Source organism: Atribacter sp., from assembly GCF_035418125.1.
GTDB classification, from domain to species: Bacteria; Atribacterota; Atribacteria; order Atribacterales; family Atribacteraceae; genus Atribacter; species Atribacter allofermentans.
Genome location: NZ_DAOLQM010000350.1, coordinates 1 through 1,654 on the forward strand (window position 1 = coordinate 1; position 1,654 = coordinate 1,654).

The window sequence follows — 1,654 nt, forward strand, 5'->3', positions numbered from 1 at the left end:
AGGATGAGGGTGATAGCTCAGAATGAAATCCTGGTTGGTTGCTGAATATGAGTTACCTATAAAAAATCATTCCGGTATTTTCAGGATAGACAAAGAGGTCCTAATTAAATCGAAAAGAAAATAGTAAAAATCTTCGATTTTTGGTATAAAATGGGAAACAGATATTTAATTCATCATTTTTTATCATGAAGGAGGGAAATATGCATTCTCACCGGTCTCAATCTAAAGTAGCTATGATTGGTAGCAATATGATGGATTTGATTACCTATTATGATGACTCATTCCCTAAAATTGGTGAAACTATTTTTGGAAAAGATTTTGAAATTGGTTTCGGTGGAAAAGGTGCAAATCAGGCAGTTGCCATTGCTAAACTGGGTGGAAGTCCATTAGTAGTAACAGCAGTTGGTAATGACCTTTTTGGGCCGTTAGTAAAAGAAAATTTTAAGAAACAGGGGATAGATACCACCTGGATAAAAACTGTCAACGGAAAAACCAGTGGAGTAGCTCCAATATTTGTCGATAAAAATGGTTATAATAGTATTTTTATCATTCCTGGAGCTAATTCCTTCCTCGAACCGGAAGACATTCTTCAGATGAAATCGGTTCTATCTGAGGTGTCTTTTTTTCTTCTTCAACTTGAAATTAAATTAGAAACTGTTTATGCCGCTCTGGACTTAGCCCTTGAGCTTGGCAAAAAAGTCATTCTCAATCCAGCCCCAGCCCGCAATTTGGAGTGGAAATATCTGGAGGGGATTTACCTTTTTGCTCCCAATGAAACTGAACTTCATAATTTAACGGGAGTAAATACCAATTCCCGGGATGAAATCCTCAAAGGTGCTCATTTTCTCTTAGAAAAGGGAGTCCAAAACGTATTGGTAACCCTTGGAGAAAAGGGATCTTTGTTGGTTAATAACACAATAAATCGATCATTCCCAGCCTATCCGGTTACATCGATTGACACCACTGGGGCTGGTGATGCTTTTATTGGTGCCTTGGTCCATATCTTGAGCCAGGGAGAAGGGTTGGAAGAATCAATCGATAAAGCCAGTGGTTACGCAGCTTTATCGACGACTCAGAGAGGCACCCAAAAATCATTTGCCAATAAGGAAACCTTCGAACATTGGTTTTCCCAGCAATCGAAAGGTTAAGATCTTTAATTATCCTTTTACTGCTCCTAAGGTAAGACCACGGACCAAATACCGCTGGAGCATTATTGCCAGAATTATAATCGGAATACTCGCCATAATAGAAGCGGAAGAAATCTCCGCCCAGAGTATTTCATGCCCTCCAATTAACCCGGATATATTCACCGTAATTGGAGTCACTCTGGATCGACCTAAAATTAAAGCAAAAATGAATTCATTCCAAGAGAACATAAAGCAAAAGAGAGCAGTCGCTACTAAACCTGGAGTCACTAAGGGTAGGGCAATTTTAACAAAAGCTCCCAACCTTCCACAACCATCGACCAAGGCCGCTTCTTCTAATTCATGAGGTAATTCCTCGAAAAAACCTTTCATCATCCATACTGCAAAGGGAACGTTGAAGAGAGCGTAAGTTAGAATCAAAGCCTGATAGGTATCAAGCCATCTCAGCGTCCGAAAAAAAAGGAAAAGAGGGAGAATCGATGCAACAGGGGGCATCATACGAATAGACA

2 protein-coding genes are annotated in these 1,654 nt (G+C 39.7%); one reads left to right on the top strand and one right to left on the bottom strand.

What is annotated here, in order from left to right:
• The first annotated feature begins 200 nt into the window (after positions 1-200).
• Complete coding sequence (gene rbsK / locus PLK24_RS11300) at positions 201-1,148, top strand: ribokinase (RefSeq protein ID WP_324479209.1); 948 nt, start codon at positions 201-203, stop codon at positions 1,146-1,148.
• A gap of 9 nt (positions 1,149-1,157) precedes the next feature.
• Here the strand turns inward: rbsK and PLK24_RS11305 are convergent.
• Positions 1,158-1,654, bottom strand: a 497-nt coding sequence (locus tag PLK24_RS11305) for a carbohydrate ABC transporter permease (protein WP_324479211.1), incomplete at its 5' end; no start/stop codon positions are given.

Coding starts and splice junctions, on each gene's coding strand:
- rbsK (WP_324479209.1), top strand. CDS start 201: ATGCATTCTCACCGGTCTCAATCTAAAGTAGCTATGATTGGTAGCAAT.